This is a genomic window from Microbacterium sp. MYb54, assembly GCF_002979515.1.
Lineage (GTDB): Bacteria > Actinomycetota > Actinomycetes > Actinomycetales > Microbacteriaceae > Microbacterium.
Genome location: NZ_PCPA01000013.1, coordinates 24,134 through 50,083 on the forward strand (window position 1 = coordinate 24,134; position 25,950 = coordinate 50,083).

The 25,950-nt window shown below is 68.1% G+C and carries 26 protein-coding genes and 1 pseudogene; 10 read left to right on the forward strand and 17 right to left on the reverse strand.

All coding sequences use genetic code 11. The features are described from left to right. Window positions 1–81: 81 nt before the first annotated feature. Both CQ040_RS14135 and CQ040_RS14140 read right to left on the reverse strand, forming a co-directional pair. Window positions 82–2,343, reverse strand: coding sequence for an ABC transporter ATP-binding protein (locus CQ040_RS14135; protein ID WP_105527448.1), 2,262 nt, complete (start codon window positions 2,341–2,343; stop codon window positions 82–84). Further along, a complete protein-coding gene (locus CQ040_RS14140; RefSeq protein WP_105527447.1) occupies window positions 2,340–4,067 on the reverse strand; it encodes an ABC transporter ATP-binding protein in 1,728 nt (575 codons plus the stop codon). Before CQ040_RS14140 ends, CQ040_RS14135 begins: the two co-directional genes overlap by 4 nt. A gap of 268 nt (window positions 4,068–4,335) precedes the next feature. Between CQ040_RS14140 and CQ040_RS14145 the strand changes: the two genes are divergently transcribed. Both CQ040_RS14145 and CQ040_RS14150 read left to right on the forward strand, forming a co-directional pair. Continuing rightward, window positions 4,336–5,391, forward strand: a complete 1,056-nt coding sequence (locus CQ040_RS14145; protein WP_105527446.1) for a hypothetical protein — start codon at window positions 4,336–4,338, stop codon at window positions 5,389–5,391. Next, window positions 5,388–5,792: a GntR family transcriptional regulator gene (locus CQ040_RS14150; RefSeq protein ID WP_105527445.1), complete on the forward strand. Its 405-nt coding sequence runs from the start codon at window positions 5,388–5,390 to the stop codon at window positions 5,790–5,792. Before CQ040_RS14145 ends, CQ040_RS14150 begins: the two co-directional genes overlap by 4 nt. Window positions 5,793–5,839: 47 nt before the next feature. Here the strand turns inward: CQ040_RS14150 and CQ040_RS14155 are convergent, their stop codons facing one another. Continuing rightward, complete coding sequence (locus CQ040_RS14155) at window positions 5,840–6,304, reverse strand: carboxymuconolactone decarboxylase family protein (protein WP_105527471.1); 465 nt, start codon at window positions 6,302–6,304, stop codon at window positions 5,840–5,842. An 85-nt stretch (window positions 6,305–6,389) separates the two neighbouring features. After that, window positions 6,390–7,451, reverse strand: coding sequence for an enoyl-CoA hydratase/isomerase family protein (locus tag CQ040_RS14160; protein WP_105527444.1), 1,062 nt, complete (start codon window positions 7,449–7,451; stop codon window positions 6,390–6,392). A 114-nt stretch (window positions 7,452–7,565) separates the two neighbouring features. On the opposite strand from CQ040_RS14160, the gene CQ040_RS14165 reads away from it, so the two are divergent. Continuing rightward, a complete protein-coding gene (locus CQ040_RS14165; RefSeq protein WP_105527443.1) occupies window positions 7,566–9,671 on the forward strand; it encodes an ATP-binding cassette domain-containing protein in 2,106 nt (701 codons plus the stop codon). 99 nt (window positions 9,672–9,770) lie between these two features. Here the strand turns inward: CQ040_RS14165 and CQ040_RS14170 are convergent, their stop codons facing one another. Next, window positions 9,771–10,220, reverse strand: a complete 450-nt coding sequence (locus CQ040_RS14170; protein WP_028500820.1) for a hypothetical protein — start codon at window positions 10,218–10,220, stop codon at window positions 9,771–9,773. A 134-nt stretch (window positions 10,221–10,354) separates the two neighbouring features. Here CQ040_RS14170 and CQ040_RS14175 point away from each other — a divergent pair, with 134 nt between their 5' ends. Continuing rightward, window positions 10,355–11,848 (forward strand): HNH endonuclease signature motif containing protein, encoded by a 1,494-nt coding sequence (locus CQ040_RS14175; protein ID WP_105527442.1) that lies wholly within the window; start codon window positions 10,355–10,357, stop codon window positions 11,846–11,848. Window positions 11,849–11,927: 79 nt separating this feature from the next. Here CQ040_RS14175 and CQ040_RS14180 read toward each other — a convergent pair whose 3' ends face one another. From CQ040_RS14180 to CQ040_RS14225, 10 genes are all read right to left on the reverse strand, one after another. Further along, window positions 11,928–13,250 carry a glutamate-1-semialdehyde 2,1-aminomutase gene (locus CQ040_RS14180; protein ID WP_105527441.1) on the reverse strand — a complete coding sequence of 441 codons (1,323 nt, stop codon included), beginning with the start codon at window positions 13,248–13,250 and terminating at the stop codon, window positions 11,928–11,930. Between the two features lie 22 nt (window positions 13,251–13,272). Then, window positions 13,273–14,250 carry a porphobilinogen synthase gene (hemB, locus tag CQ040_RS14185; protein WP_105527440.1) on the reverse strand — a complete coding sequence of 326 codons (978 nt, stop codon included), beginning with the start codon at window positions 14,248–14,250 and terminating at the stop codon, window positions 13,273–13,275. Then, window positions 14,247–15,044 (reverse strand): uroporphyrinogen-III synthase, encoded by a 798-nt coding sequence (locus CQ040_RS14190; RefSeq protein WP_105527439.1) that lies wholly within the window; start codon window positions 15,042–15,044, stop codon window positions 14,247–14,249. Before CQ040_RS14190 ends, hemB begins: the two co-directional genes overlap by 4 nt. Further along, complete coding sequence (hemC, locus tag CQ040_RS14195) at window positions 15,041–16,036, reverse strand: hydroxymethylbilane synthase (RefSeq protein WP_105527438.1); 996 nt, start codon at window positions 16,034–16,036, stop codon at window positions 15,041–15,043. The genes CQ040_RS14190 and hemC overlap by 4 nt, the downstream gene beginning before the upstream one ends. A gap of 5 nt (window positions 16,037–16,041) precedes the next feature. Beyond that, a complete protein-coding gene (gene hemQ, locus CQ040_RS14200) occupies window positions 16,042–16,722 on the reverse strand; it encodes a hydrogen peroxide-dependent heme synthase (RefSeq protein ID WP_028500826.1) in 681 nt (226 codons plus the stop codon). A gap of 78 nt (window positions 16,723–16,800) precedes the next feature. Further along, window positions 16,801–17,073, reverse strand: coding sequence for a hypothetical protein (locus CQ040_RS14205; protein WP_105527437.1), 273 nt, complete (start codon window positions 17,071–17,073; stop codon window positions 16,801–16,803). Then, a complete protein-coding gene (locus tag CQ040_RS14210; protein ID WP_021198266.1) occupies window positions 17,060–17,467 on the reverse strand; it encodes a phage holin family protein in 408 nt (135 codons plus the stop codon). The genes CQ040_RS14205 and CQ040_RS14210 overlap by 14 nt, the downstream gene beginning before the upstream one ends. 1 nt (window position 17,468) lies before the next feature. Further along, window positions 17,469–17,915: a hypothetical protein gene (locus CQ040_RS14215; protein WP_105527436.1), complete on the reverse strand. Its 447-nt coding sequence runs from the start codon at window positions 17,913–17,915 to the stop codon at window positions 17,469–17,471. A 150-nt stretch (window positions 17,916–18,065) separates the two neighbouring features. After that, window positions 18,066–19,658: an NAD(P)/FAD-dependent oxidoreductase gene (locus tag CQ040_RS14220; protein WP_105527435.1), complete on the reverse strand. Its 1,593-nt coding sequence runs from the start codon at window positions 19,656–19,658 to the stop codon at window positions 18,066–18,068. 26 nt (window positions 19,659–19,684) lie between these two features. Then, window positions 19,685–20,047, reverse strand: a complete 363-nt coding sequence (locus CQ040_RS14225) for a metalloregulator ArsR/SmtB family transcription factor (protein WP_028500830.1) — start codon at window positions 20,045–20,047, stop codon at window positions 19,685–19,687. A 67-nt stretch (window positions 20,048–20,114) separates the two neighbouring features. On the opposite strand from CQ040_RS14225, the gene CQ040_RS14230 reads away from it, so the two are divergent. Further along, window positions 20,115–21,017, forward strand: coding sequence for an NAD(P)H-binding protein (locus CQ040_RS14230; RefSeq protein WP_105527434.1), 903 nt, complete (start codon window positions 20,115–20,117; stop codon window positions 21,015–21,017). A 3-nt stretch (window positions 21,018–21,020) separates the two neighbouring features. On the opposite strand, the gene hemE is transcribed toward CQ040_RS14230, so the two are convergent. Then, the gene (gene hemE / locus CQ040_RS14235; protein WP_105527433.1) at window positions 21,021–22,043 is read right to left on the reverse strand and encodes a uroporphyrinogen decarboxylase; all 1,023 of its coding nucleotides are present in this window, start codon (window positions 22,041–22,043) and stop codon (window positions 21,021–21,023) included. Window positions 22,044–22,130: 87 nt separating this feature from the next. Between hemE and CQ040_RS14240 the strand changes: the two genes are divergently transcribed. From CQ040_RS14240 to CQ040_RS14250, 3 genes and pseudogenes are all read left to right on the forward strand, one after another. Further along, a complete protein-coding gene (locus CQ040_RS14240) occupies window positions 22,131–23,426 on the forward strand; it encodes a glutamyl-tRNA reductase (protein ID WP_105527470.1) in 1,296 nt (431 codons plus the stop codon). 67 nt (window positions 23,427–23,493) lie between these two features. Further along, the gene (locus tag CQ040_RS14245; protein WP_105527432.1) at window positions 23,494–24,249 is read left to right on the forward strand and encodes a class I SAM-dependent methyltransferase; all 756 of its coding nucleotides are present in this window, start codon (window positions 23,494–23,496) and stop codon (window positions 24,247–24,249) included. A gap of 14 nt (window positions 24,250–24,263) precedes the next feature. Next, window positions 24,264–24,359 (forward strand): annotated as a pseudogene (locus CQ040_RS14250) (Fe-S cluster assembly protein HesB); the annotation flags it as partial. Window positions 24,360–24,408: 49 nt separating this feature from the next. Here CQ040_RS14250 and CQ040_RS14255 read toward each other — a convergent pair. Further along, the gene (locus CQ040_RS14255; protein WP_105527431.1) at window positions 24,409–24,816 is read right to left on the reverse strand and encodes a GNAT family N-acetyltransferase; all 408 of its coding nucleotides are present in this window, start codon (window positions 24,814–24,816) and stop codon (window positions 24,409–24,411) included. A 115-nt stretch (window positions 24,817–24,931) separates the two neighbouring features. On the opposite strand from CQ040_RS14255, the gene CQ040_RS14260 reads away from it, so the two are divergent. Both CQ040_RS14260 and CQ040_RS14265 read left to right on the forward strand, forming a co-directional pair. After that, a complete protein-coding gene (locus CQ040_RS14260) occupies window positions 24,932–25,507 on the forward strand; it encodes an HhH-GPD-type base excision DNA repair protein (protein ID WP_105527430.1) in 576 nt (191 codons plus the stop codon). Further along, window positions 25,504–25,929, forward strand: coding sequence for a DUF1801 domain-containing protein (locus CQ040_RS14265; RefSeq protein WP_105527429.1), 426 nt, complete (start codon window positions 25,504–25,506; stop codon window positions 25,927–25,929). The genes CQ040_RS14260 and CQ040_RS14265 overlap by 4 nt, the downstream gene beginning before the upstream one ends. The last annotated feature ends 21 nt before the right edge of the window (window positions 25,930–25,950 follow it).

Genomic DNA, 25,950 nt, shown 5'->3' on the forward strand with positions numbered 1-25,950 from the left:
GCCTTCCAGCCGCTGACCGGACACAGCACGACGCCCCACCCCGCGTGAGCGGAATGGGGCGTCGTCCTGCGATACGCGGGATCAGGAACGGTGGCCGGAGCCGTCCGCACCGTCTTCCAGCACGGCCTGCGCTGCCGCGGTCTCGGCACCGGGCACCTGAGCGCCGACCGACGCGCCCGCCACGGCTGCCGCAGCTTCGGCCGCCGTGCCGTCGGCGTTGCTCGCGTCACCCGTGACGACGACCGGCGTCGTTCCGGTGAGCGCATCTTCGGCGTCGATGTCCGTCGCCGCCTGCTCGAACTGCGACTGGTACAGACGCCAGTAGGCGCCCTGCGCGGTGATGAGCTCGTCGTGCGTGCCCTTCTCGACGATGTCGCCGTGCTCCATCACGAGGATGAGGTCGGCGTCGCGAATGGTCGACAGACGGTGCGCGATCACGAACGACGTGCGTCCTTCACGGAGCGCGGCCATCGCGTGCTGCAGCAGCAGCTCGGTGCGGGTGTCGACAGCCGATGTCGCCTCATCGAGGATGAGGATCGAAGGCTGCGCGACGAACGCCCGCGCGATGGTGATGAGCTGACGCTCACCCGCCGACACGTTCGCGGCATCCTCGTCGAGCACCGTGTCATATCCCTCGGGGAGGGCGTGCACGAAGCGGTCGACATAGGTCGCCTTGGCAGCGGCGAGAACCTCTTCGTCGGTCGCGGTGGAGCGGCCGTACCGGATGTTCTCGCGGATGCTGCCTGCGAACAGCCACGGGTCCTGCAGCACCATGCCGGTGCGCGAGCGCAGTTCGTCGCGGGTCACCTCGGCGATGTCCTGACCGTCGAGCATGATCCGTCCGCCGCTGAGCTCATAGAAGCGCATGATCAGGTTGACCAGCGTCGTCTTGCCCGCACCGGTCGGACCGACGATCGCGACGGTCTGACCCGGCTCGACCCGGAACGACAGATCCCGGATGAGCGGACGCTCCGGCGTGTAGGAGAACGCGACGTTCTCGAACTCGATGACGCCCTTGCCCTCCGTGAGCTCGGGAGCATCGGCGTCGTCCGCCTCCTGCTCATCCGCATCGAGCAGCTGGAAGACCCGCTCGGCCGATGCCGTGCCCGACTGCACCACGGCAGCCATGCCACCCAGCTCGGACAGCGGCTGCGTGAACTGCTGCGAGTACTGGATGAACGCCTGCACGTCACCGAGACGGAGCTGGCCGTTCGCGACCATCAGACCACCGAGCACCGCGATGCCCACGTAACTGAGGTTGCCGACGAACATCATCGCCGGCATGATGACGCCGGACAGGAACTGGGCCTTGAAGCTCGCCTGGAACAGTTCTTCGTTCTCGACCTGGAACTTGTCCAGCGCGTCCTTCTCGCGTCCGAAGACCTTCACCAGCGCGTGACCGGAGAATGCCTCCTCGACGCGGGCGTTCAGCCGACCGACCTTGCGCCACTGGGTGCCGAAGGCCTTCTGCGAACGCGGTCCGATGATTCCGAAGATGATGCCCATGAGGGGCAGTGTGACGAGCGCCACGAGGGCCAGCTGCCACGAGATCGAGAACATCATCACGAGCACGCCGATCACGGTGAGCACCGAGGTGAGAGCACCGGAGAGCGACTGCTGCATCGTCTGCGTGATGTTGTCGATGTCGTTCGTGACGCGCGAGATCAGCTCACCGCGCTGCACCTTGTCGAAGTACGCCAGCGGCAGGCGGTTGATCTTCGCCTCGACCGACTCACGCAGTCGCCACATGGTGCGCACCATGATCACGTTGATGACGTAACCCTGGATCCAGGTGAGGAAGGCAGCCGCGACGTAGATCGCGAGCACCGCGGCGATGACCAGCCGCAGCGCGTCGAAGTCGATGCCCTGGCCGACCGTGAAGTCGCCCAGCGCCCCGACCTGATTCGCGAAGTCGTCTTGCCCTCCGGCTCGCAGCGCCTCGACGACGACGTCTTGCGACGTGCCGGCGGGGAAGCCGGGGAAGCCATCGGTCGGCTGCCCGAGCTGGATGGAGATGAAACCCTTGTAGACGAGGTTGGTCGCCTCCGCGAGCACCTTGGGCGCCGCGACCGTCAGGACCACACCGATCGCACCCAGGATCGACACGAAGACGAACCAGATGGCCGACGGCTTCAGCAGCCCGATCATGCGCGCGAAGCTGGGGCCGAAGTTGTCGGCCTTGCCCGGCGCGACGCTGTCCCAGTCTCCGGAGTTCTGACGCGCCTGCTCAGCGAGCTCGGCCTCGTATTTCTCCTCGGCGCTCAGCTCGACCTCGGCCACTGCTGCCTTGCCGCGGCCGCGGCCGCGCTTGACCTTGCCCTGTTCGTTGTTCTGCTCGCTCATGCGTCCACCCCCAGCTGCGATTCGACGATCTCTCGGTAGGTGTCGCTCGTCTCGAGCAACTCCTCGTGGGTGCCGACACCGACCATGGTTCCGCCTTCGAGCACGACGATGCGGTCGGCATCGGTGATCGACGAGACGCGCTGGGCGACCACGATCTTCGTGACGTGCGGTAGTTCCCGCCACAGCGCCTGACGCAATCGGGCGTCGGTGGTCAGGTCGAGGGCTGAGAACGAGTCGTCGAAGACGAGGATCTGCGGCTGATGCACGATCGCACGGGCGATGGCGAGACGCTGACGCTGACCGCCGGAGACGTTCGTGCCGCCCTGGGCGATACGAGACTCGAGGCCGTCGGGCATCTCCTCGACGAAGTCGCGACCCTGCGCGATGTCGAGCGCGTGCCAGAGCTCTTCGTCTGTGGCCTCTTCACGGCCGTAGCGCAGGTTCGACGCGACGGTGCCGGTGAAGAGGAACGGACGCTGCGGCACCAGGCCGATGCTGTCCCACAGCGACTCGACGTCGGCCTCGCGCACATCAGTGCCGCCCACATGGACGGAACCACCGGAGACGTCGAACAGACGCGGGATGAGCGAGACGAGCGTCGTCTTGCCCGAGCCGGTCGATCCGACGATGGCGACGGTCTCACCAGGCTCTGCGGCGAAGCTGATGCCGGTGAGCACCGGAGAGTCGGCACCCGGGTAGGTGAACTCGACGTCGTCGAGCGCCACGGATCCGGGGACCGGGAACTCGGTGACGCCGTTCTCCGGGCGCAGCAGCGTGGACTCGGAGTCGAGCACCTCGCCGATGCGCTCGGCCGACACGGCAGCACGAGGGATCATCATCGCCATGAAGCTCGCCATGATGACGCCGCCCATGATCTGGCCGATGTACTGCATGAAGGCGAACAGCGTGCCGACCTGCACAGTGCCGTTGTTGACCTCGATGCCGCCGAACCAGATGACGGAGACGACCGTGACGTTGAGGATGAGCATGAACAGCGGGAACAGCAGCACGAACAGCGAGCCGACCTTGCGGCCGACGTCCATGATGTCGGTGTTGGCCCCGCGGAAACGCTCTTCTTCGATGCGCTCACGCACGAACGCGCGCACGACGCGGACGCCCGTGAGCTGCTCGCGCATGATGCGGTTGACGTTGTCGAGCTTGCCCTGGTAGCTGCGGAACAGCGGCACCATGCGCCCGATCACGAGAGCAGCGAGGATCAGCAGCAGCGGCACCGAGACGGCGATGAGCCAGCTGAGACCGACGTTGGTCTGCACGGCGAAGATGATGCCGCCGATCGCGAGCAGCGGCGCGGTGACGAGCATGGTGGCGCCCATCATGGCGAGCATCTGCACCTGCTGCACGTCGTTCGTGTTGCGCGTGATGAGTGAGCCGGCGCCGAACTGCGAGACCTCGCGCTCAGAGAACCCGCTCACCTTGCCGAAGACGTCGGCGCGGATGTCACGGCCGGCACCCATCGCGGCGCGAGCCGCGAAGAAGGTCGCGGTGATCGAGGCGATGATCTGGCCCAGCGACACGGCGAGCATGAACAGACCGGTGCGCCAGATGTATCCGGTGTCGCCCTGGGCGACGCCCTTGTCGATGATGTCGGCGTTCAGGCGCGGGAGGTAGAGGGTCGCGGCGACGCTGGCGAGCTGGAAGACCAGCACGGCAAGCAGCAGCCACCGGTATCGAGAGAGATAGCGGACGAGAATTTTTCCCAGCACAGGCGGACTTTCTAGGAAGGATGGAACGGCGGATTTCTCGGCAGACGGATGCCGACCGACAATCGGCCACAAGACAGAGTGCCACGAACTGCGGACATTCGGATCCCCCTCACGGCGGACCTTCGCTGACAGCGAACCTCTTCCCGCCCCGATCAGCGGTTTCTGCACGCGGGTGAACAACAGAGGGAGGGAATCTCAGGAGCATCTTGTATTTACTCACTGGTACAATTTGTGTTAGACATGTGACACAAAGAAGAACGGACGCCACATGCCTGTGACCATCGCCTCCCCGACCGCGCTCGGCCCCTGGTTGAACGATCCCGCACAGCTGCTGGGGGCCGTCCTCTCGATGCCGTGGGTGTCGCTGATCCTCGCGGCGATCATCGCCGTCGGCATCGTCACCTCTCCTCGCTGGCGCGCGCGTCAGGAGAGCGGCGTGCGGCTTCCCTCGACGTCGTCCGGAGCGATCGCCACCCGCTACGCACCCGAGCATCGGACGCTCGGCGTCGCGGCGATCGCGGTCATCGCCGTCTTCCTCGCCGAGAACCTGATCACCGGCTACGCCCTGAACCTCAACGGCGTCGTGTCCTGGTGGCGGTACGCGACGCCCGTGTTCACGGCATCCATCGGCATCGGAGTACTTCTGGCGCTCATCTCCGCACGAGGCAGCTCCCGACCTGAGCACCCGGTCCTCTCCTCACGCCGCACCTGGCTGACTTTCAGCCCTCGCATCGGCTCCGTGATCGCGACCTCCGCAGTGCTCGCCCTCATCGCCACCTCGGTCGCCGCAGGCATGGCCTCTTCACGCATCGGGGACGGCCCCTACGTCTACCTCGAGATCAGCATTCCGAACGAGTCCATCGACCCGATCCGTCCCTGGTTCTACGGGTGGGCCTACGGCATCCCCGTCCTGATCTGCACCGCCGCCCTCATCGCGGTGGCCGTGGCCACGCTGCATGCCAACGCGGCGCGCTCGTTCCTCCGCCCCGAAACGGTCGTCGCCGAGCAGCGGGAACGTCGCGACATCGCGACGGGGGTCACGCGGATCGTGGCGTCAAGCGCCCTGCTCGCCCTCGCGGGGGCGTGGCGGTTCATCGCCGAAGCCGGTTCGATCAGCGGGCTCAGCATCGACGGCGACGGCGGCAGCGACTCGTACGAGGCCTTCTGGCGGTATGGCGAGATCGCCGCCGTCGGCGGTTGGCTGGCTCCCGCCCTGGAGATCACGGCATTCGTGCTGCTGCTCATAGTGACGGCGCAACTGGGATACGTCCCGCGATCGGATGCTCCGGTCGAGAGCACGGCGGACGAGGAGGCCGCACGGTGAGCCCGAATCCGAAGCTGTCACCCGCCGACGAGGCGAACCCCGCGCTGGGCATCTACCGCCAGCTGCGCGGACTCATCGTCGCCGGGCAGCTCGGCGCGGGCGAGCGGCTCCCGACCGTCCGCCAGACGGCGAGCGATCTCGGAGTGGCTCCGGGCACCGCCGCCCGCGCCTACAAGATGCTCGAGGCCGAAGGCCTCGTGGTCTCGCGCACGGCGGCAGGCACGAGAGTCTCCGAGTCGGCCGGCGTTCTCCCCGCATCCGTGATGCGGCGCATCCGTGAGCTCGTCGATGAGGCCGGGACCGCCGACGCCGATCCGGATGACGTCATCGATGTGCTCCGGACCATCTGGCAGCGACGCTCGAACCCCGAGGCGGATGCCCCGGGCGCAAACGAGAACTAGAACTAGAGCGAGAACGAGAACGAGAACGAGAAGACGATTCCGATCGATCAACCTGATCGCGGGGCCACCCGGAGCCCGCTCACGACAATGGCGCGATTGATCGCGTTGTAGGCCACGCACAGCCACGAGAGCGCCGCGAACTCCTTCTCGGTGAAGACGGCCAGCGCACGACGGCCGAGATCATCGGAGATCGCTCCGGAGGGGATGTGCACGAACGCCTCCGCGATCTCGAGGGCGACCCGCTCACGTTCGCTGAACACGCCGCTCTCCCGCCACGTCGCGAGTTGCAGGAGCGTGTCGGGCTCGACGCCGGCAGCGATCGCGTCTTCCGCGTGTGCGCGGTTGCAGTACGCGCATCCGTTCAACTGCGACGTGTACACGGTCGCCAGTTCCTTCAACCTGTCATCGATGCCGTTGGCCGCGCATGCCTCGTCGACGGAGTCCGAGAAGGCATCGAGCGCGCTGTAGGTGTCCGGCTGCGCTTTGAGGAGATTCACTGTGAAAGACGTCATGCCCCAGACGCTACGCAAGCCCGCCTACCGCAGCCCCCGGATACTCCTTACAAAGCGGTGACTTCGCCCACGCACCGCTCCGGGCTCAGAACAGCGGCGGCTGCGGAACGTAGGTGCGCGCGGGGGCACCAGCATCCGGAGCGAGCTCCGCCAGGGTCGGCGGGTCCCACTTCGGGTTGCGGTCCTTGTCGACCAGCTGCGCCCGGATGCCCTCGACGAGGTCGGGATGCTCGTTCACGAACCACAGCACCCGGCGGTATTCGCCCTCCAACGCGGCGCGGAGCCCTGGCAGCTCGCGCGCCTCGCGGACGGCATCGAGTGTGACGGTGAGCCCGGTGGGTGCGAGCCCTTCCAGAAGATCCGCGGTGGCCGCGGCCTCCGTGGTCCCCTGCGCGTGCAACCGCTCGACGATCTCGGTCACGGTAGGAGCGGAGAACGCCTCGTCGATCCATTCCCGCGATGCCGGCAGCTGCGTGGGCTCGGGGGTCTCATCGAAGAGCAGCACGATCTCGCTCGGCCCGGTCGGATCGGCACGGAAGGCGAGGGCCTCGCTCAGCGCTTCGAGGCGGTCGGACGGCACGAAGTGGTCGGCGAACCCCAGGTACACGGCATCCGCGCCACTCATGGTCGCCCCGGTCAGCCCGTAGTACTCGCCGAAGCGCCCAGGGGCGCGTCCGAGCAGCCAGGTGCCACCGACATCGGGCGTGAACCCGATGCGGGTCTCCGGCATCGCGAGCTTCGAACGCTCGGTGACGATGCGGATCGCGGCGTGACCGGCCAGCCCGATTCCGCCGCCCATGGTGATGCCGTCGGCGAAGGCGACGACCGGCTTGGGATACTCCGCGATCATCGCGTTCAACGCGTACTCGGCTCGGAAGAACTCAGCGGTCTGATCGGCCTGCCCCGCGACGATCTGGGCATGCAGCGCGCGCACGTCGCCGCCCGCGCACATGCCCCGCTCGCCGGCCCCGTCGAGCAGCACGATCTGCACGTCGGTGTCGTCGCGCCAGGCGTTCAACGTCTCGGTGAGGCTCTCGATCATGTCGACGTCGAGCGCGTTGATCGCCTCAGGGCGGTTGAGTGTGAGCCGCCCCAGGGCCCCTTCGGTGCGGACGAGGACGCGGGATGCAGCGTGAGAATCGGTCACGCTGGCCAGGCTACCCCTTTCGACAAAGGGCGGTATTCCGCGCGAAATGCGGGATCCGACAGGCTTTTCCGGCAGGATAGGGAGGAACTGTTCAAATGCGACGAGAGGTCACGGATGCCTGAAGGACAGGTGCTCGAGTTCACGCACGTGACGAAGCACTTCAATGAGGTGACCGCTGTCTCGGACTTCTCCGCGCGCGTCGAGCCGGGAGCCGTCACCGCCTTCCTCGGCCCGAACGGAGCCGGCAAGACCACGACGCTGCGCATCCTGCTCGGTCAGGTGCGCGCCACATCCGGCACCGCGACGATCGGAGGCACGGCCTACGCCGAGCTCCGCCAGCCGCTGCGCACGATCGGCGCCGTGCTCGAGGAGACGGTCTACCGTCCTCGCCGCACTGCCGAACGCCAGCTCACCATCGCCGCCAAGGCGAACGGCATCCCGCTGGCGCGAGTGGGCGAAGTGCTCTCCCTGGTCGGACTCGATGGCGAAGGCGACTCACGGATCGGCGGCTTCTCGCTCGGCATGCGCCAGCGGCTGAGCGTCGCCCACGCACTCCTCGGCGACCCCGGTGCTCTCGTCTTCGACGAGCCGGCCAACGGGCTCGACCCCGAAGGAATCCGCTGGATGCGGCTCCTGATGCGCCGCCTCGCCGACGAAGGACGCACGGTTCTCGTGTCGTCGCACGTGCTCAGCGAGGTCGAACAGGTCGCCGACAACGTACTCGTCCTGTCGAAGGGGCAGCTCGTGCTGGCCAGCGGCATCGAGACACTCGCCGACCCGAAGGGCGGTGGCTCGGTGATCGTCGACGCCGCCGATCGCGGCGCACTCACCGCGGCCTTGTCCGCGGCCGGATTCGACATCGAAGTGCTGCGCTCCGGCCTGACCGTCCGCGGCGGAGACGCCGGCACGGTCGGAGCAGTCGCCGCCGACGCCGGTATCGCCCTGAGCACCCTCGTGCAGCGTGGGCCGACGCTTGAAGACGTCTTCATCGACCTGATGCGCGGCGGCAGACTCGCGCCGTCGGCCGAGCCTGTCGCGCCGCAGCTCGTCGCCCCGGCGCCGGTTCCGGCCGAGGTCACGCCCACCGAACCCTCCCCTGCGACCGAACCCGCCTCGGCCCCGGTCGAGTCCGTGGTCGCCATCCCGGTCGCCGCTGCTGCCGCATGGGCCGCTGAGGCTGCTGCCGCTCCGGCGGATGAGGCCGTGGCTGATGACCTCGCCACGAGCGTTACCCCTGCCGAGGCCGCCGCTGAGGAAGCTGTCGTCGAGGACGTGATCGTCGAGGACGTGATCGTCGACGAAGAGGCACCCGCAGACGAAGCTCCCGCAGCAGACGCCACCGAAGACGGCACTGACGACGGCACTGACGAGCACGCATCCGGCTCAGACGCTGCACCGGTCGACGAAGCTCACGCCGAAGGCGAGCAGGAGCACGCCGCACAGACGGACGAAGCCCCAGCCGAAGAGACGCCGGCTCGGTCGTTCGACGAGATCCTGTTCGGTTCCGCAGCACCCGCCGCAGCTGACGAGGCCACGACGCCGGGTGACGACGACCTCGCCGGTGACGAAGACCACGCCGGTGTCGAGGTCTTCGCCGATCTCAACGGCGCCGTCGCCTCAGACGCTGAGGATGCGGTTCCCGACGCTGAGGATGCTTCCTCAGACGCTGAGGATGCTTCCGAGAACGACCCGCGGTCGGCTGCCGTCAGCTCGATGCTCGCTGCAGCTGCGCGCGCGTACTACGAGGACGAGCCGAAGGACTACCCGCTGAGCACGGAAGACCAGGCCTCGGAAGACGGCTCCGCTGCGGAGAGCGCACACTGGACCGTCGCGTCCACCGGCGTCATCGACACCGTTCCGCTGGCCGAATCAGCGGAGGCAGTCTCCGACGAGCACAGTTCCGAGGAGCAGAGCTCCGACGAGAACAGTTCCGAAGAGAACACCTCCGAAGAGAACAACTCAGACGAGAACACCTCAGAAGAGCACGCCTCAGAAGAGCAGAGCTCCGACGAGAACAGTTCCGAAGTGAACACCTCCGAAGAGAACAACTCAGACGAGAACACCTCAGAAGAGGACAGCTCGGAAGAGGACAGCTCGGAGGGATCCGCCGCGGCCGACGAGACCGACGCCGAGAACAGCGACGAGCACGAGAACCAGACTGACGGCGAGAACCACTCCGACGGCGAGAACCACTCCGACGGCGAGAACCACCACAGCTAGAGATCCTGCTGACGAGAACGCCCTCCGGACCTACGGGTCACGGAGGGCGTTCGTCGTTCAGGGGCGTGTGCCAGCGAATGGATCTCGCTCCGTGGCGAGTCAGGCAGGCCGGGGGCGGATGACGGGTCGGCGGCTGCCCTTCGATGTGGGCACCGGCGAGGTCGCGACGATCTCCTCGACGCTCGCCGGCTCGGTCGAGACGTCGAGTCGCAGCGCCTGCGTGAGGGCCAGCCCATGTCGCGTGGTGAGGATCAGTCGGCGGTACTGCTCGTCGCCTTCGAGGTCGATGACGACGCTCGGGCGACGGCGGCGGATCAGCACGAAGTCGAGGCTGCCCGCGGCCTTCCAGCTGCCGGCGGCGAGAACACCGGGGATGTGCGTCCCGGGGTTCGGGACTCCGCGGAGCCAGGTCCAGGCGTCTTCCGTCAGCTGTACCTTCGCGATGGTGTCGCGCGAGATCCGGAGGTTGTCGCGGTGGAAGGTGGCGGCACGTTCGATCGGCGAGAGCACGACCTCCAGTTGCGTCTGGTCCAGCAACAACGTCACCATGTCACCCAGTCTGCCAGCGCCGCCCTGCCAGTTGTCTGGAAGTTGTTCACAGGAACACAACGATCCCTTGTCGGTTGGCACCAGTCATCAATATTCCCCTTTCCAGAGTCGAACATATGTACTATACTCGACTCATGGCCGGCATCGCGAACGACATCGAGCACTGCGAGGCGCTGCTCGATGCGTGGGTCGAGAAGCGTCGCCAGATCGCAGCGCTCGAAGCCGAGGCTTCAGCTCTCCTCGCCGACCGCATTCGGGTTCTCGACGATGATGTGCGCGAGCAGCCGCAGCATCGTGAGTCGATCCGTCGATCGATGATCGCCGAGTACTCCGCAGCCGGTCGCATGTCGAAGGGCAGCGTCGAGTACGCATTCGCAGATGCCCTGTTCCTCGAATCAGAGCATCCTGTCGTGCAGCAGGCTTTCCGCGACGGTGCGATCAGCGGGGCTCATGTCCGAGAGATCGTGCGGGCGGGCATGGTGGTTCGCCAAGCTGTCCGCGACGGTCGTGCCGTCGCGGAGACCCTCGCGCTCTACGACGCGGCCGCTCTGGTCGTGGCTGAGCACGACTCGCCCGCTCGCACCCGAGCGGCAGTGCGGCAGATCGCTTCGTCTCTCGCCGGCGAGACGGTGCTCGAGAGGCACCGGCGCGCCCGCGACGAACGGTCGGTCACGGTGCGTTCTCTCGACGACGGACTCGCGATGCTTCAGATCGTGCTCCCCGAACACCTCGCCCATGCGATCCTCGATCGCCTGACCCGACTCGCGCAGCACGTCGTCAAGACACGCGGTCTTCCTACCGACTGCGATCCTCACGCAAGCGCAGCGCCGATGCTCTCTCCGGATGAGCTCGACTCGGGCACCGACCCGATCTTCCTGCAAGATCTGGCGGCGGACGACACCCTCCGCGATGCTCCTGCTCTCAATCACTATGCGCTCGGCACCCACCGTCTCGACGACTCCTGGGTCGACGCGCACGTCATCTTCAGCGAGGGCGACACCTTCACCACCGATCCGTCGCACAGTGTGGATCACATCGCGCCCGACGAACGCGGCATCGATGCGGTTCGCGCCGATCTGCTGAGCGACCTGCTCCTCACCAGCGACCCGTCCGCGGCGAGCGGTACCGGGCTGGAGAGCATCCAGGCCCGCATTCAGGTCACGGTCGCCGCCGGCACTCTGATCGGAGCCGACGACCGGGCGGCCGAACTCGACGGCATCGGCCCGCTTCACCCCGACATCGCTCGCGATCTCGCCGGTCGCAATGGCGGGTGGGCGCGACTCTTCCTCGACCACGCGGGGATGGTGACCGCCACGTCTGCCTACACTCCGACCGCGGCGATGCGCCGGCATCTCCAGGCCCGCGATCAGCACTGTCGATTCCCCGGCTGCCGCACGCCTGTCCACCGGTGCCAGGTCGACCACAATCACGATCATGCGAAGGGCGGGAAGACATCGATCGAGAACCTCAGCCACTTCTGCGTAGGGCATCATGCCCTCAAGCATCCTGACGTCGACGAGAAGCACCGGTGGCATGCGCGACAACTCACCGGTGGAGATATCGAGTGGATCAGCCCGCTCGGTCGGATCTACACCGATGCCTCACCGCGTCGCGTCATGTTCGTCTGAGCACGCGTCTCCCGAAGAGACGAAGAGCAGAACTGCACGCTCCCTGGCGCAACAACTGCCAGGTCACCAGGGCAGCTGACTAGGCGCGAGCGGTAGCGGCTGCAACAGCAGCCACGGGAAGCGCGGCCTCGATGTGCTGCAGCTCCTCCTCGCCGTGTGCGGCGGTGAGGAACCATGCCTCGAACACGCTCGGCGGGAGAGCCACGCCCTGCTCGCGCAGCGAGTGGAAGAACGGGGCGTAGCGGAACGACTCCTGCGCCTGCGCTTCGGCGTAGTTCCTGGGCGCCGAGGCGCGGAACGAGGCACTGAACAGGTTGCCTGCTCGCGCGACCGCGTGGGTGACCCCCGCCGCAGTGAGTGCGGCATCGAGAGCGCTCGACACGCGCGCGGACGCCGCGTCCACCGTCGCGTACACCTCGGGCGTCGCCAGCCGCAGCGTCGCAAGACCTGCAGCGACCGAGAGCGGGTTCCCGGAAAGCGTGCCCGCCTGGTAGACCGGCCCGAGCGGCGCGAGCAGGTCCATGACGTCGGCGCGACCACCGAGCGCGGCCAACGGCATCCCGCCGCCGACGACCTTGCCGAAGGTGAAGATGTCCGGCAGATAGTCCTCGCCTGCCGCAGCCTGCAGACCCCAGAAGCCCGCCGGGTGCACACGGAATCCGGTGAGCACCTCGTCGAGGATCATCAGGGCGCCGTGCGCGTGCGCCGTCTCGGCGATCAGGCGGTTGAAGCCGGGGAGCGGAGCGACGACACCCATGTTCGCGGCCGAGGCTTCGACGATGACGGCGGCGATGCGCTCACCATGCTCGGCGAACACCGCGGCGAGAGCCTCCGGGTCGTTGTAGCCGATCACGAGCGTCTGGGCAGCGATCGGGGCCGGGACGCCTGCAGAACCGGGGAGCGCCAGCGTGGCGACACCCGAGCCCGCCTCGGCGAGCAGTCCGTCGGAATGACCGTGGTAGTGCCCGGCGAACTTCACGAGCAGGTCGCGACCGGTGGCGCCCCGCGCGAGGCGGATCGCCGTCATCGTCGCCTCGGTCCCGGTCGACACCAGACGCACACGTTCGATGGGCCGGATCTCGCCGAACCGCACACGGTCGGCGATCAGCGACGCGAGCTCGACCTCACCCTCGGTCGGAGCGCCGAACGACAGACCTCGCGATGCAGCCTCCTGCACCGCGGAGACGATCTCGGGGTGCGCGTGTCCGAGGAGAGCAGGACCCCACGAAGCCACGAAGTCGACGTACTCGCGACCTGCGGCATCCGTCACCGTCGCGCCCTTCGCCGACGCGAGGAACCGCGGCGTCCCACCGACCGAGCCGTAAGCGCGCACCGGGGAGTTCACTCCACCGGGGATCACCGCGCGGGCAGCGGAGAACAGGTCGTCATTGCGGTCGGTCATGAAGGAGAGCTCCTCGGAGAAGTCAGTCGCGCAGCCAGCCGGCCGCTTCGGTGGCCCAGTAGGTGAGCACCGCGTCGGCACCCGCACGGCGGATGGAGAGAAGGGATTCGAGGATGGCTGCGCGACGATCGATCCAGCCGTTCGCGCCGGCGGCCTCGATCATCGCGTACTCGCCGGAGACCTGATATGCCCACACCGGAATACTCACGGTGTCGCGCACCTCGCGCAGAACGTCGAGGAAGGCCATCGCCGGCTTCACCATCACGATGTCGGCGCCCTCGGCCTCATCGACGACAGCCTCACGCACACCCTCGCGCCGGTTGCCGGGGTCGAGCTGATACGTGCGGCGGTCGCCCTTGAGCTGAGAGTCGACGGCTTCGCGGAACGGCCCGTAGAACGCGCTCGCGTACTTTGCCGCGTAGGCGAGCAGCAACGTGTCGGTGAAGCCCTCGGCGTCGAGCGCCTCGCGGATGACTGCGACCTGGCCGTCCATCATCCCGGACAACCCCAGCAGCTGCGAGCCGGCACGAGCCTGGGCGAGCGCCATGGACGTGTACCGCTCGAGCGTCGCGTCGTTGTCGACCGAGCCGTCGGCCGCGAGTACGCCGCAGTGACCATGGTCGGTGAACTCATCCAGACACAGATCGGTCTGCACAACGAGCGCGTCGCCGACCTCGGCGGCCAGCGCCTCTGTCGCCACGTTCAGGATGCCGCGCGGATCATCGGCACCCGACCCCACGGCGTCGCGCACTGCCGGCACGCCGAACAGCATCACGCCACCGACACCGGCCTCCGCGGCCTCGACCGCTGCCGCACGCAGCGAGTCGAGCGAATGCTGGGCGACGCCGGGCATCGACCCGATCTGCACGGCCTGGTCGATGCCTTCGCGCACGAAGAGGGGCAGCACGAGCTGACGCGGCTGCAGCGACGTCTCACGCACGAGATCGCGAACGGCCCGGGACTGACGCAGTCGCCTCAGCCGGACATCGGGGAAGCTCACGGCGCGAACTCGTCGGCCGCGTGCGGGAGGGTGAAGTGCGAGACGGCATCGATCAGCGCGTCGATGGTCTGCCGATCGGCGACCACCGACACCGGAAGTCCGGCGCGCTGGGCATCGTTCGCGGTCCGCGGTCCGATCGCCGCGAGCAGCGTCTCATCGGGGATCTCCGGGAACTGCTCACGCACCTGCTCGGCGACCGAGCCGCTGGTGATCAGGATCGCGTTGATCCGGCCGTTCTCGACGTCGCGTCGGATGCGCTCGGTCACCGGCACGCCGACCGTGCGATAGGCGACGACGCCGTGCACATCATGACCCGCTTCGGAGAGCAGTCGGCTGAGCACGGGTTTCGCGATCTCGCTGCGGAGAGCGAGGATGCGACGGGGCTCCTTCTCGAGGGCGATGAGCTGCTGCGCCATCCCCTCGGCGGAGTTGTCCTGTTCCGGAACCAGCGTGACCTCATAGCCGACCGCCTGCAGAGCCGCGGCTGTCGTCTCGCCGACGGCGGCGATCCTGGTCTCCCGCGGAACGACCGCCCGGTGGGCGAAGAGCACATCGACGGTGGTCGCGCTCGTGACCGTCAACCAGTCGAACTCACCCGCTGCCAGCTGCGCGAGCGCGGTGTCGAGCGTCGCCTGGTCGGTCGTCGGGGCGAAGTTGATGAGCGGTGCGACGACGGGCACAGCACCCAGCGCCCGCAGACTCGCGGCGACGCTGTCGCCCCAAGGCCCGCCACGGGGCACGAGAATGCGCCAGCCGTCCAGCGGTCGGTCATGCTTGATTTCGGAAGTGGTCATGAGGATTGCTCTCGGGATACGAGGCCGGCTGCCCCTTGATCGAGCAGCCGACGGGCAACAGTGAACCCGAGCTCGCGCGCTGCGTGCATCGGGTCTGCACCATCGGCAGCATCCGCTCCATTGCCACTGCCGTTCCGACGAATATACTCCCCGTTCAGCGGCTCGGTGACGTCGAGCCCGATCCGGCGGCTTCCGTCAACGGCGTAGACGACGGTTCTGACACGGATGGAGGAGCCCTCCACGATCGCGTGCGCCGCCATCGGCGCCTGGCATCCGGCGTCCAATCCTTGGAGGATCGCGCGCTCCACCGTGATGGCCAGACGGGTCTCCGCATCGTCCAGCCCGGCGAGGGCGATGAGCAGTTCTTCGGGAGCATCCGCACGGGTCTCGACGGCGAGCGAACCTTGCCCTGGCGCGGTCGGCCATTCGGCGAGGCCGAGCTCTTCGCGCCGCAGTGGCGACTTCGCTCCGAGCCTCGAGAGACCGGCCGCCGCGAGGATCACGGCATCCAGCTCACCGGATGCGACCCGTGAGAGACGCGAGTCGACGTTGCCGCGGATGTCGACGACCTCGGCGCCTGGCGCACGTCGGTACACCTGTGCGATGCGGCGCGGTGAGCCGGTGCCGACGGTGCTGCCTGAACGCAGCTCGTGCAGCGGGACGCCGTCGCGAGTGAGCACCACGTCGCGCGGATCCTCCCGCTTCGGAGTCGCCGCGATCACGAGACCGTCCGGGATGGCCGTCGGCAGATCTTTCAAGGAGTGCACGAGGAAGTCGCACTCCCCCGCGAACAGTGCCTCGCGAAGTCGCGTGGCGAAGATGCCCTGACCGCCGATCTCGGAGAGGGAAGCACGATTCGTGTCGCCCTCACTGGTGATCGGGACGAGCTCGACCGGGCGCCCCGAGAGCTTCTCGAGGGCCGTGGCGACATGACCCGACTGCGCCTGCGCGAGCGCGCTGCGACGGGTACCCAGACGGATGGGGGTGCTCATGGCGTTTACTGGAGAACGTCCGCGATCTCGTCGAACCGGAGCCTGCGCCCGGTGTAGAAGGGCACCTCCTCCTTCACGAACAGACGTGCGTCCGTGTAGCGGAGGTCGCGCATCAGGTCGACGAGGTCGGTGAGCTCATCGGCCTCGAGCGGCAGCAGCCACTCGTAGTCGCCGAGCGCGAAGGACGCGACGGTGTTCGCGATCACGCCCGTGAACGCGGCACCCTTGCGTCCGTGGTCGGCGAGCATCTTGCGGCGCTCGTCTTCGGGCGCGAGGTACCACTCCGGGGTGCGGACGAACGGGTACAGGCACAGCCAGTCCTTGGGCTCGACACCTCGGAGGAATCCGGGGACGTGCGCGCGATTGAACTCCGCGTCACGGTGCACGCCCATCACGTTCCACACCGGGAGGAGGGAACGCAGCAGCTCGGTGCGACGAAGGCGACGGAGGGCCTTCTGCAGCTCCTCGGCAGTCTCGCCGTGCAGCCAGACCATGAGATCGGCGTCGGCCTTGAGGCCGGAGACGTCGTAAAAGCCGCGGACGGTGACGCCCGAGTCCTCGATGTAGGAGACGATCGTCTCGAGTTCCGTGGCGTCGGTCTCCGTCACGGGGACGTCGGGGTTTCGTCGCCAGACAGCCCAGAGGGTGAAGCCGGACGGGTTCTCATCGCGCTCTTCGGACATCATGCTCCCCAGTCTGCCTCGTTTGCGCAGGAGCCGCTAATCACCCGAGGGGCTGTTTGCGGCATCCTGGAATGCTGCGCCTCAGCGCGAGATCACGCGCGCGATCCCCCAGACCACGCCTCCCACGACCGCAGCGATACCGACCGCAGCAGCGATCGCACCGATCGGATTGCGATCGGCGAAGACCCGGGCCTTCGCCACCGCACGCGTCGACGCCTTCTCGACGCGGCGCGGGATGTTGCCTTTGACCTCGATGGCCGCCAGGGCAGCCTTCAACTCGGCGCGGGCCGAGGTGACCGGGTCGACGATTCCGCCGGGAACGGCGGTGCGCGGCAGCGACTCAGAATTCGTCATCGCCGGCCTCCTTCACGAGTCGGATGTCTTCGGCTACGGCCTGCGCCGGGTTCTGGCGCGCGAGCACCTTGCGGAACTTGAGGATCCCGAGAAGCGCGAACAGCAGCACGGCCAGGATCAGGATGCCGAACACCGCGATCGCCGAGAGCCACACGGGCCACCAGGAGGAGAGCCCGGCGATCGCGAACACGAGGATCACCGGCACCGCCCAGAACAGGAAGAACAGCGCGACGAGGAACCACACGGAACCGATGCCGGCATCCTTCGAGGTGCGCGAGATCCACGCCTTCGCGGCATCGATCTCAGCCTTGACCAGATTCGTGACGAGTTCGGGCAGGTCCCCCAGGAGGGTCAGCAGACTGTCGTCGGCACGATCTCGGTATCCGCGGGGCATCTCAGGCGCCGGACTTCTTGGCTGCGGGCTTGGCGGCAGGCTTCTTCGCGGCAGGCTTCTTGGCGGCGGTCTTCGCTGCGGGCTTGGTCGGAGGCGTGGTCGACTTCGCGGTGGCCTTCGCCGCCTCGACCGCTTCCTCCGTGGCCTCGGCGAGGTCTTCCGCCGCTTCCTTGCCGGTGGCGATGGCGGAGTCGAGCCGCTGACCGGGCGTGCCGTTGCCGCTGACCGACTTCGCGACCTTCACGACACCGGTCCAGAGCGCTCCGGGCACGGCCGCGGCTTTATCGCCGACGAAGCCCTTGACCTTGGAGACCTGCTCCTGCACAGGATCGAGGTGCCACACCTTCAGCCACTGCGTCTTGATCTGCTCGTAGCGCTCACGTCCGGCACGGGTGCCGAGGACGTAGCCCACGCCGAGTCCGACGACGAGTCCGATCTTCCCCTTCATGGGGTCTCCTCACCTTGTTCCGGTAGTCCGGCCAGATTCGCCCGGTTGGGATCGACCACAGGCTCTCACACCCCGCGGCCAGGTACCCAGCGTAACCCCGTATGCCGATTTCGGCATCTATGGGTCAGAGGGTTGACACGGAGTGCGCTCTCACTCCCACAACAGGGCGCGTCGCAGGCGATCGGCCTCGTCCCGCGCATCCGGGATCACCTGGGCGAGACCGGTTCCGGCGAGCCAGGCGCCGACCGCAGCCACACCCGGGACCGCCGTGACCGCCGCACGCGCAGCAGCCCGGCGTTCTGCGGAGCCGATGATCGACGCGGGCTGCGACTGGACGAAACGACCGCGATGCGACGCGATCACCGCTTCCGGCGCGATGGCGACTCCGAGCAGGGCGGCAGCTTCGCGCCGGGCCAGGTCTGCGGCAGCCTCATCGCTCAGCTCCGCTGTGGCCGCAGGTTCTCCCTGGGCGCCGAACGACACCCGCACCACCTGCCGAGCGCCGGCGGCATCACGCACCCAGCTCCATTTCGCGGTCGAGTGCGTGAGCGCCTTGGCCGTGTGACTCCCCGGAACCGTGAGCACACCGGTGCCGCGCGGGGCGACCTCCAGCTCAGGAGCATCGAGGAGGAGGGTGACGATCTCGATCTCGGGCGATGACGCGGCCTCCGTCGTCGTCAGCGCGGGAACGGCCGTGGCGAGGAGATCCCGCGCGGCGGACTCTGACGTCGCGATGATGACGGCGTCGGCGGTGATGTCTTCGAGCACCGGCTCCGCTGCAGCGATCTCGGCGGCGTGCAGCTCTGCGGCGAGCGCATCCGTATCGTCGTCGGCGCTCGCGAGAATGTCACCGGCAGGCGCAACCTCGGTCTCGACCGACCAGGTCGTCGCCGACTTCCGGACGCTTCGCACCCGCACGCCCGTCCGCACCTCTGCCCCGAGGCTGACCAGATCGGCGGCGAGCGCATCGACGAGCACACTCATTCCCCCGGAAAGGCCCTCGACCGCCGCCCCCGGCGCCTTCGCCGCGGTCGATGGCCCGGTGACCGACGACCCAGTGGCCTTGGCGGCGGCGTCATCGCGGAGCGCCTGGACAGCACCGGAGAGAGATCCGACCCTGGTGAGAGCGGCATTGAGTCCCGGGGCCGCGACATCGATGTCGACATCGTCGGGAGACGCCGAGTAGACACCGGTCGTCACGGGGGCCACGAGGCGATCCCGTACCTTCGCGCCCATGCGCGATCCGACGAGCTTGCCGAGGCTGAGCTGGTGTCCGATCGTGAGCGGCGGACGCACGCGGTCGAGATACGCGCGCCACACGCCGGACCAGCCGATGATGCGACGGACGTCGTCCTGGAACGGGTTCGCGGGGATGCCGAGGATGCCACCCACCGGCAGGGGTGCAGCCCCCACTCCGGGTATGCCGGCGAGCCAGGCACCTCCTGCCTGCGGGGTCACGATGCGGTCGGCCAGACCGAGCTCCTCGACGAGTGCGCGCACGAGGCCGCCCCTGGTCGCATAGCTCTCGGCCCCGGCATCGATGGTCACGCCGTCGAGCTCGACCTTTCGGATCGCGCCGCCCAGGTCGTCCGCGGCCTCGAGGAGAGTGACCCGCATGCCGACCTTCGCGCACTCCCGAGCCGCGACGAGCCCTCCGATGCCGCCGCCGATGACGACGACGTGCTTTTCCGCCGCGCGAGCGGCGAGGTCGGACGGCTCGGCGGAAGAGGGCTCAGGGGTCATGCCCTCAATTCTCCCACCGGGGGCGCTCAGGCCTCGACGGGGGCAACCTCGACAGGTGCGGCCTCGACAGGGGCGGCCTCACCGCGGCCGCGCTTGCGCACCTCTCGCAGCACGATCTGCTCCGGGCACACCGTGGAGAGGAAGTCGCCGACCGAGAGCGCGAGCCGCTCGCCGACGAGGGAGTAGAGGATGCGGTTGGCATCGCGGCGCTCACTGATGAGGCCCGCCTGTCGCAGCACGCTCAGGTGGCGGGAGATGGTCGGCCCGCTCGCGGAGAAGCGAGCGGCGATCTCACCGGCCGCGAGCTCACCGTCTTTGAGGTCCTGGAGAATCTGGCGCCGCGTCGGATGCGCGAGCGCTGCGAAGATGTCGGTCGCGCTGTCTGCCATGGTTGCAATATAGCACCTTTGCTAGATAGTATTTAGCCGCATAGCTAATGAGCGAAGGAGATGCAACATGAAGGTTGCGATCACGGGCGGCACGGGATTCGTCGGAAGGAATCTCGCAGAGCGTCTCGACGACGCGGTCGTGATCTCCCGGCGCAGCGGCGTCGAGATCACAGACGTCGACGCGCTGACCGCAGCGTTCGAGGGCTGCGACGCCGTCGCCCACTGTGCGGGCATCAACCGCGAGATCGGCGACCAGACCTTCCGCCGGGTGCACGTGGACGGCACGAGGGCTGTGGTGGAGGCCGCCCGCCGCGCAGGGGTGCAGCGCATCGTGCTGGTCAGCTTCCTCCGGGCACGCCCCGACTGCGGGTCCGAATATCACGAGTCGAAGTGGGAGGCGGAGGAGATCGTCCGCGGCTCCGGCATCGCGCACACGATCCTCAAGTCCGGCATGATCTACGGCCCCGGCGATCACATGGTCGACCACGTGACCAAAGCCGTGCGAACCCTGCCGCTCTTCTGGACCGTCGGTTATCGCGAGCGCACGGCGCGTCCTGTTCCGGTTCACGATGCGGTCGATGTGCTCATCGCCGCGCTCGAAGGCCGCATCCCGGATCCGACGATCGCGGTCATGGGCGCGGACGAGGTCACGCTCGGCGAGGCCATCCGCCGCATCGCTCGTGTCGCCGGGCGTCGTCCGGCATTCATCCCCGTGCCCACGTGGATGGTTCGAGTGCTCGCCCAACTGACCGAGTGGACGATGGTCGTGCCGCTCGTCGCGAAGGCTCAGGCACGGATGCTCGCCGAGGGTGTGAGCGAGGCGGCACCGTTCGCCCCCGAGGCTCCCCTCGGCATCCGCCCCTCGCGTCCGTTCGACGACCAGAGCATCCGCGAAGCACTCCCCGTCGGCCGCTTCACCCTCGACGACCTGCGGGTCACGCGTCGCCTGCGGCGGACGCACGGCGCCTGAACGTCAGACCGTGTGCGCCAGTTCGACGATGCGGGTGAGCTGGTCCGGGTCGGTCTCCGGCGGTACGCCGTGGCCGAGATTCAGGATGTGCGCGCGCGCCGCACGGCCACGCTCGATCACGTCGCGCACGTGCGCCTCCAGCACCGGCCACGGGGCCGACAGCAGCGCCGGGTCGATGTTGCCCTGCACCGTGACATCCGGCCCGAGGATCGCGGCGGCTTCGTCGAGCGGCTGCCGCCAGTCGACCCCCACGCCGTCGGCCACCCCGTCGAGACGCATGTCGGCGAGGAACGGGCCGGTCCCGACACCGAAGTGGATGCTCGGGAGGCCGATACCCGAAAGTGCCGCATGCGAATGCGGGGCCACGAAGGTGCGGTAGTCGGCGGTGCTGAGGGATCCGGCCCAGCTGTCGAAGAGCTGGACGACGGATGCTCCGGCGTCGCGCTGCGTCTCCAGGAATCGGCGCGAGACCTTGGCGAGCCAGCCCGCGAGACGGTTCCACGAATCCGGGTCGGAGTGCATCATGGCCCGCGCCCGCAAGTGCTCCTTGGAGGGGCCGCCCTCGACGAGGTAGGCCGCGAGCGTGAAGGGTGCACCCGCGAAACCGATCAGCGGGGTGTCGCCGAGCTCTGCCGTGACGAGCCGAACGGCCTCGGCGATGGCCGTGCCGTCGAGGTCATCCGGGTCGATGGCGGTGATGCGCTCGACATCGGCCGCCGTGCGCACCGGGTTCGCGAACACCGGGCCGCGACCGGGCTCGATCTCCACCTCGACGCCGGCCAGGCGCAGCGGGATGACGATGTCGCTGAAGAACACGGCCGCGTCGACCCCGTGGCGGCGCACCGGCTGCAAGGTGATCTCGGCTGCGAGGGCGGGGGTGAGGCAGGCGTCGAGCATCCGCGTCCCGACACGCAGGTCGCGGTACTCGGGAAGCGACCTGCCGGCCTGTCGCATGAACCACACCGGGGCGTGGGCTGGGCGGTCGCCGGCGAGGGCGCGCAGGAGCGGAGCGTCGGAGAGGGCCATGAGTCCATCCTCCCATCCGCCCCTTATGGAGCCGCCGAATTCGGCCGTTCGAATCCTCACCACCGGAGCCTCCGGTACACTCGATCTGTGCTGCTGTGTGTGACGGCGAGTCACAAGACCGCCTCCTTCGAATTGCTCGAACGCCTGAGCCGCACCCCCGACGACGTCGCTCCCACCATCGTGGGCATGACGCCGTGCGTGCAGGGTGCGGTCGTCCTGGCGACGTGCAACCGGTTCGAGGCGTACGTGGAAATGGACGAACCGGTCACCGCCGCCGGTGCCATCGGCGTCGAAGCCGTGATCGAAGCGGTCGAGTCCGCGACGGGCATCGCAGCCGCCGACCTCGACGGCGCCTACACCGTGCACTCGGGCCGCCGCGTGGCCGAGCACCTCTTCTCCGTCGCGTCCGGCCTCGAATCCGTCGTCTCCGGCGAGGGTGAGATCGCAGGGCAAGTGCGCCGCGCCCTCAAGTCCGCCCGCAAGGACGGCACCACCTCGCCAGAGCTCGAGCGTCTGTTCCAGCGCGCCAGCCAGGCTCAGCGCAAGGTCAAGAACGTCACCGCCCTCGGTCGCGCCGGCCGCTCGCTCGTGCGCCTCGCGCTCGAACTGGCCGACAGCCGCATCGCCGACTGGTCGGCCGAGCGCGTGCTGCTGGTCGGCACCGGCGCCTACGCCGCGGTCACCCTCGCCACGCTCCGAGAGCGCGGCGCCGTGAACATCTCCGTGTACTCGCCCTCGGGTCGCGCCGAAGTCTTCGCCGCGAAGCACGGCATCCGTCCGGTCCCCGCCGACGAGTACGCCCGCACCGCCGCACGGTCGAGCCTGCTCATCACCTGCACCACGGCGACGGAACCCGTGCTCGGGCCCGAGCACCTGCGGCTCCCCCTCGGCCCGGCCGAGGCGGGCTGCCCCGTCGGCGCGCACAACCAGCTCGTGGTCGATCTGGGCATGCCCCGCAACGTCGATCCCGCTGTCGCCTCCCTCGAGGGCGTGGCCCTGCTCGACCTCGAGACGATCCGCCTGCACGCACCGCTCGAAGAGTTGCAGGCGACGGATGCCGCCCGCAGCGTCGTCCGCGAAGCCGCCGAGACCTTCCACGTGGTGGGCGCGCGCCAGAGCGTGACCCCCTCGGTCGTGGCCTTCCGCTCGCACATCTTCGAGCTGCTGGAGCGCGAGATCGACCGTGCCCGTGCACGCGGCGACGAGGACGGCAAGGTCGAGCAGGCCCTGCGTCACCTCTCCGGCGTGCTGCTGCACACCCCGACCGTGCGGGCTCACGCGCTCGCCGCCGCGGGCCGCGCCGACGAGTTCACCGCAGCACTGGCCGCGCTGTACGGCATCGCACCCGAGGCTGAGTCGTCGGAGGACGCCGCCACCGCCTGACGTCTCGTCCGCACGGGGCGGCACTGGAGGCCCACGCCATGAGAGTGTGGGGAACGAGGAGGCGCGGATGACACAGGATCTGTACTCGGACGCGAGGCTGTACGATCTGCTGTTTCCGGCGAGCAAGGCAGCCGTGGATTTCTACCGCGCCGAAGCGGGCGGCAGGGGCGGGCACGTGCTCGAACTCGGATGCGGAACAGGTCACAAGCTGATCCCTATCGCGGCCGATGGACACCCGAGCGTCGGCCTCGACCTGTCGCAGGACATGCTGACTGCGGCGCGGCAGAAGGCTGACGAGCGCGGCGTGTCTGTCGAGTGGCAGCAAGGCGACATGCGTGACTTCGACCTGGACAACGAGTTCGACCTCATCTTCATCGCGGGCAACGCACTGCTGCACCTGCACGAGGCTGACGACATAGTGCAGTGCTTCCGCGCGGTCAGGCGTCACCTCGCGCCCGGCGGACGGTTCGCATTCGACGTCTTCAATCCCAATGTGCGTCTCCTGGCCGACGCCGACGGGGTCCGGCGCCCGCGCACATCATTCACCGATCCAGGCCGCGGCGATGTCCACGTCGACGTCGCCGACGCATACGATGCTGCCGCGCAGGTGACACGCGGAACCTGGCACTTCTCGACGGACTCCGAGCCCGACTTCCAGACAGTGTCAATCGAGGTGCGAAGCATCTTCCCCCAAGAACTGCCGGTGCTCCTTGCGCACGCTGGACTCCGGCTGGTCGAGCGCCTGGGCGATTGGGACGGCAGCCCCTTCGGGGCGGACTCCTCGACCCAGCTCTGCATCTGCGAATCCGCCGCCTGGTCGTAAGAGAGGATGGACTCATGGCCCTTCACATCACCGGAGACACCGCCGCCGACGAGCTGCTGACCGACAACCCGCTCGCCCTCCTGGTGGGGATGCTGCTCGACCAGCGTGTGTAGTAACCACGTACAACGCGAACCATCCGCGATGCCATGGTTCGATCGGTCACCGCGCGGATCGAACCATGGCAGTGTCATCCGGTGCTCCGAACCCGAATCGTTGATACAGCGCGTGCGCGTCGCCGGTGAACAGCGTCCATCTGAAGCCGGATCCGGGCCCATCATCGATCATGAGCTGCACGAGGCGCTTGCCTAGCCCGCAGCCGCGGTGGCCCTCAATCACGAAGACATCTGCAAGGTATGCGAAGTTGATACCGTCGGACACTGCTCGCGCGAAGCCGACCTGCTCGCCGGTGTCGCTCCGGTAAGCACCGACGACACGCCACGCGCCCGCGATCTGCACCTCGACGTCGGCACGGCTGCGCTGCCGCCCCCAATAGGCCTCCGTCGATAGCCAGCCCCACACCACGTCGGGCTGAATCCGAGATGGGTCATCGTCGAGGTCGTAGTCCATCCACCAATTATCAGCCCGCCGATGACGGCGTTCACCCGCGCCAATGTCGATCGCGTGGACCCCCAGCTCACCAAACTGTGCCCCCGACGCGACGTGGCGGTGCGAGACTGAACGCATGCCCGACCTTCACATCACCGGAGACACCGCCGCCGACACGCTGCTGACCGATAACCCGCTCGCGCTTCTGATCGGGATGCTCCTGGACCAGCAGGTTCCGATGGAGACCGCGTTCGCCGGGCCGCTCAAGATCGAGCAGCGCACCGGAGCCGCCGACGCTGCGACCATCGCGCACATGGCACCGGACGAGTTCCTCGAGGCGTTCAAGCAGACGCCGGCCGTGCATCGGTTCCCCGGGTCCATGGCGACACGCGTGCAGACGCTGTGTCAGACCCTCGTCGAGGACTGGGACGGCGACGCCGCAGCCCTGTGGACCGAGGGCGACCCGGACGGGCCCGAAGTGCTGAAGCGCCTGAAGGCGCTCCCCGGATTCGGCGAGCAGAAGGCCAAGATCTTCCTCGCCCTCCTCGGCAAGCAGTACGGCTTCACGGGGGAAGGGTGGCGTGAGGCCTCCGCTCCCTACGGTGAGGACGGGTCGTACCGCAGCGTCGCCGACATCGTCTCCCCCGACTCGCTCGCGAAGGTGCGCGAGCACAAGAAGGCCATGAAGGCTGCGGCGAAGGCCTCGAAGTGAAACCCACGGGGGACGACGTCGCGGGGCTCATCGCCCGCTCCTCCCCCGCGGTCCGCCGCCGGGACGCCGAGACCCTGACCGCGCTCATGCAGGAGATCACCGGACGCGAGCCGCAGACGTGGGGCACGATCATCGGATTCGGATCCTGCCACTACCGCTACCCCACCGGCACAGAGGGCGACAGCGGACTGCTCGGCTTCGCTCCGCGCAAGGCCGCAACGACGATCTACCTGTTCGACGGGGTCGACGCGCACACTGAAGCCCTGGCGAAGCTCGGACCACACACCACCGGCGTCGGCTGCCTGTACATCAAGGACCTCGAGCAGATCGACCTCGACGTGCTGCGGGTCATCCTGGAACGCTCGCTGGCCTGGGTCGAGGCGGGCGGCACTCCCGAGGTGCAGCTCACCGTGACGGGCTGACGCACCTGCCCGTCTCCGCGA

Coding starts and splice junctions, on each gene's coding strand:
- CQ040_RS14165 (WP_105527443.1), top strand. CDS start 7,566: ATGCCTGAAGGACAGGTGCTCGAGTTCACGCACGTGACGAAGCACTTC.
- CQ040_RS14210 (WP_021198266.1), bottom strand. CDS start 17,467: ATGCCCCGCGGATACCGAGATCGTGCCGACGACAGTCTGCTGACCCTC.
- CQ040_RS14230 (WP_105527434.1), top strand. CDS start 20,115: ATGAAGGTTGCGATCACGGGCGGCACGGGATTCGTCGGAAGGAATCTC.
- CQ040_RS14205 (WP_105527437.1), bottom strand. CDS start 17,073: ATGACGAATTCTGAGTCGCTGCCGCGCACCGCCGTTCCCGGCGGAATC.
- CQ040_RS14225 (WP_028500830.1), bottom strand. CDS start 20,047: ATGGCAGACAGCGCGACCGACATCTTCGCAGCGCTCGCGCATCCGACG.
- CQ040_RS14135 (WP_105527448.1), bottom strand. CDS start 2,343: ATGAGCGAGCAGAACAACGAACAGGGCAAGGTCAAGCGCGGCCGCGGC.
- hemQ (WP_028500826.1), bottom strand. CDS start 16,722: ATGATGTCCGAAGAGCGCGATGAGAACCCGTCCGGCTTCACCCTCTGG.
- CQ040_RS14215 (WP_105527436.1), bottom strand. CDS start 17,915: ATGAAGGGGAAGATCGGACTCGTCGTCGGACTCGGCGTGGGCTACGTC.
- CQ040_RS14175 (WP_105527442.1), top strand. CDS start 10,355: ATGGCCGGCATCGCGAACGACATCGAGCACTGCGAGGCGCTGCTCGAT.
- CQ040_RS14220 (WP_105527435.1), bottom strand. CDS start 19,658: ATGACCCCTGAGCCCTCTTCCGCCGAGCCGTCCGACCTCGCCGCTCGC.
- CQ040_RS14190 (WP_105527439.1), bottom strand. CDS start 15,044: ATGACCACTTCCGAAATCAAGCATGACCGACCGCTGGACGGCTGGCGC.
- hemE (WP_105527433.1), bottom strand. CDS start 22,043: ATGGCCCTCTCCGACGCTCCGCTCCTGCGCGCCCTCGCCGGCGACCGC.
- CQ040_RS14260 (WP_105527430.1), top strand. CDS start 24,932: ATGCCCGACCTTCACATCACCGGAGACACCGCCGCCGACACGCTGCTG.
- CQ040_RS14170 (WP_028500820.1), bottom strand. CDS start 10,220: ATGGTGACGTTGTTGCTGGACCAGACGCAACTGGAGGTCGTGCTCTCG.
- CQ040_RS14245 (WP_105527432.1), top strand. CDS start 23,494: ATGACACAGGATCTGTACTCGGACGCGAGGCTGTACGATCTGCTGTTT.
- CQ040_RS14145 (WP_105527446.1), top strand. CDS start 4,336: ATGCCTGTGACCATCGCCTCCCCGACCGCGCTCGGCCCCTGGTTGAAC.
- hemC (WP_105527438.1), bottom strand. CDS start 16,036: ATGAGCACCCCCATCCGTCTGGGTACCCGTCGCAGCGCGCTCGCGCAG.
- CQ040_RS14155 (WP_105527471.1), bottom strand. CDS start 6,304: ATGACGTCTTTCACAGTGAATCTCCTCAAAGCGCAGCCGGACACCTAC.
- CQ040_RS14180 (WP_105527441.1), bottom strand. CDS start 13,250: ATGACCGACCGCAATGACGACCTGTTCTCCGCTGCCCGCGCGGTGATC.
- CQ040_RS14255 (WP_105527431.1), bottom strand. CDS start 24,816: ATGGACTACGACCTCGACGATGACCCATCTCGGATTCAGCCCGACGTG.